We start from the raw sequence: 3,219 nt of genomic DNA on the forward strand, positions 1-3,219 counted from the left end.
CGGGGCCGCGGCCCCGGGCGCTCCCGGCAACAATTGAGCTCCGATGACTAGCGGAACAACTTCAAGGCGTTTGGCCGCAGCATGAACGGCGCCAGGATCATCGAGGAACCGAGACCCACGCCGAAGCCGCCGATCACGTCCGTCACCCAGTGGACGCCCAGGTACAGGCGCGTCATGCAGATGAACGCGATGAAGACGAAGGCCGCGACCCACAGCAGGTAACGGAGACGACGGCCCAGGCGCGTCATCGTCAGGACGAGGACCAGCGACACGATCAGGGCGGTCACAGCAGTCGCGTGGCCCGACGGGAAGGAATAGCCGTCCTCGGTGATCAGACGGTAGGCCTCTTCCGGGCGCGGACGCGAATCGATGTGCTTAATGATGTACCCATTGATCCCCGAGAAAGCCACGGACCCCAGGATGTACAGGGCGTGCATGACCTTCTTGACGAACCACCACACGGCGGCCGCCACGACGAGGGCAAGGGCGACGGCGCGCTTGGGATCGAACAGCCAAGACGCACCCGTCATGAACGTGTTCATCGCGGGCGTGCGCGAGTCGATGAAATCGGTCCACACGGTGGTGTCGATCGGCAGCGGGTTCGTGATGAAGCCTCCGGCGATAGCAACCACCACGACGAGAAGAGCCCCGACGATGACGGGGGGCGACAGGAGTCGACGAACAAACATATTGAAATCCTACCGTAGTGTCAGTCGTTGGTGCCGTACTCGTACATCCAGCGTCCGGCCCTGCGCGAGAAGCGAGAATTCTCCCGCATCGAGCCGCTTTCGCCCGTCGTTACGTCGCGCCACGAGGCCTCGAACGTGACGGTTCCCTCCTCGTCGGAGGGACCCCCGGCCTCGGCCCCGAGGATACGCAGGCCAATCCACTGCGTCCCCTCCACCCAGTACGGGGGTGCGGGGCGCGTGCGCGGGTGCCACGTGCGGAACAAATAGTCCCCGTCGCGCAGCGCGAATGCCGTGTAGCGCGAGCGCATGAGGGCCTCGGCCGTCGGCGCCTCCTCGCCGTCCAGGTAGCGCCCGCAGCACTGCGCCAGCAGTGCCCCCGACCCGCACGGGCAGGTACGAGGCCGGGGCGCGCCAGCGCTCGCAGCGCCGAAAGCAGTGAGGGAGGTCACGCCTGGTCGCCCAGGGAAGCCAACCAGCGCTCCGCGTCCAGGGCCGCGCGGCAGCCCGAGCCGGCCGCCGTGATGGCCTGGCGGTACGTGTGGTCCACGGCGTCGCCGCACGCGAACACGCCCGCCACGGACGTGCGCGTCGAGGGCTCGTCGACCGTGATGTAGCCGGCCTCGTCGAGGGCGACCTGGTCGCGCAGGAAGCCCGTGCGGGGCAGGTGGCCGATCGCGACGAACACGCCGTCCACGGCGATGTTGCGCTCGGAGCCGTCCACCGTGGAGGCCAGGCGCAGGCCGGTCACGGCCTCGTCACCGAGGACCTCGGAGACGGTGGCGTTCCACTCGAAGGTGATCTTCGGGTTGTTGAGGGCGCGTTCGGCCATGACGCGCGAGGCGCGCAGGGCGTCGCGGCGGTGCACGACGACGACCTCGGACGCGAAGTTCGTCAGGAAGGTCGCTTCCTCCATCGCGGAGTCGCCGCCGCCGATGACCGCGAGGCGACGATCCTTGAAGAAGAAACCGTCGCAGGTCGCGCAGTAGGAGACGCCGCGGCCGGAGAACTCCTCCTCGCCGGGCACGTTCATGTGACGGTACTCCGAGCCGGTGGCCAGGATGACGGCGCGCGCGTAAAAGACCTCGTCCTCGGTCGCCACGGCCTTCACATCGCCCTCGAGGTTGACGGCGACGACGTCCTCGTAGCGAATGTCCGCGCCGAACTTCTCGGCCTGCTCGCGCATGTTGTCCATGAGCTCGGGGCCCTGAATGCCCTCGGGGAAACCGGGGAAGTTCTCGACTTCGGTCGTGGTCATGAGCGCGCCGCCCGGGGTCAGCTGGCCGGCCAGCACGATGGGGGCCAGGCCGGCGCGGGCCGTGTAGACCGCAGCCGTGTAACCGGCGGGGCCCGAGCCGACGATAACGACGTCGTGGACGGTGGCGCCCTCGGGGACCTCGGTCGACGGGATCTGGACCTCGGCGGTCTCAGCGGTGATATCGGTGTTTTCGGCCGTCACAAGGCCCGGAATCGTCACGAAAGACATACGTACCCTCCTTAGGGTTACTGAACGGTGAGTTCGGAGATCCACGCCCAGTTGCGTCCGTCCTGGCCCTTGGGCATGGAGCGGAACTGCAGCGCGATGGTGTCGGTCTCGACGGGCTCGGGCAGTTGGATCGTCGTCGTCGGAGACAACGCCGAGGAGGCCAGTTCTGTTCCACCGCGCGGATTCGCCGGGTCGGTGACGTTACGCACGACGATCTCGCCGCCGGACGTCGCCGGATCCATGTTGAGCGTCACCGAGGACACGGTGGCCTTCTGCTGGAGCTTGACGACGATCGTGACGGAGGTTTCGTCACGGAACTGGTTGTTGTCGAACCAGCGTGAGCTCCACGAAGTGGACGGGTTGGAGTCGATCATGTTGATCGCGCGGTCCGGGTGGTCGCCGTCGTCGTTGTTCCACGACAGGACCTGCACGGAGGAGATCACGGGCGTCACGGAGGGCGCCGGCGGCGGCGTGGTGGTCAGGTTCGGCGCGGGTTCGCTCTGGTTCTGGTCGGGGTTGAGGCCGGCGCGCAGGGACTGACCCAAGTCGAGGTCGGTGACGGGGCGCGTCGCCATCCACGGGCCCCAGATCGCTCCGAAGAGGAACAGGACGAGGCCGAAGAGCAGCGCGGGCCGCGTCGGGTCGATGAGCTTGCCGGAGCGCTCGGGCGTCTCCTTGGTGGGCTTGGGCTCGTGCGCGGTCGACGAGGCCGTGGCGGGCACCGTGGGCGCGGCCGGGATCGCGGACAGGACCTCGGTGGCCTCCTCAGCGGGGGCAGCGGGCACGGGCTCCTCGTCGATCGGGCGCACGCGCGGGATCTGATGGGTCGAGGGCGCGTCGGCGAGCGGCTCGGGGTGGGGGAAGTCCGTGTTGTAGGCCTCGCCCTCGCGCTCGTAGCCGCTGGAGGCGGGCATGGGCGGCGGGGGAGCGAGGGGGAACGCGGTCGTGGGAACCTCGGCGGCGTCCACGCCGTCCTCGGCGCCCTCGGCCAGCGGCTCGACGCCGAGCTCGGCCAGGGCCTCGGCGATCTGCTGGGCCTCGGGGGCC

At 68.7% G+C, this 3,219-nt stretch carries 3 protein-coding genes and 1 pseudogene; all 4 read right to left on the minus strand.

Annotated elements, in window-relative coordinates; translation table 11 throughout:
- Positions 1–47: 47 nt before the first annotated feature.
- Entirely contained in the window at positions 48–689 is a 642-nt protein-coding gene (locus tag HMPREF1138_RS05000) for a phosphatase PAP2 family protein (RefSeq protein ID WP_009057299.1), read from the minus strand.
- Between the two features lie 20 nt (positions 690–709).
- Positions 710–1,138 carry a YchJ family protein gene (locus tag HMPREF1138_RS05005; RefSeq protein WP_009057302.1) on the minus strand — a complete coding sequence of 143 codons (429 nt, stop codon included), beginning with the start codon at positions 1,136–1,138 and terminating at the stop codon, positions 710–712.
- Positions 1,135–2,172, minus strand: a complete 1,038-nt coding sequence (trxB, locus tag HMPREF1138_RS05010) for a thioredoxin-disulfide reductase (protein WP_009057301.1) — start codon at positions 2,170–2,172, stop codon at positions 1,135–1,137. The genes HMPREF1138_RS05005 and trxB overlap by 4 nt, the downstream gene beginning before the upstream one ends.
- Before the next feature lie 17 nt (positions 2,173–2,189).
- Positions 2,190–3,219 (minus strand): annotated as a pseudogene (locus HMPREF1138_RS11255) (hypothetical protein); the annotation flags it as partial.

The sequence above is a fragment of the Actinomyces sp. ICM58 genome (assembly GCF_000283035.1).
Classification (GTDB): domain Bacteria; phylum Actinomycetota; class Actinomycetes; order Actinomycetales; family Actinomycetaceae; genus Pauljensenia.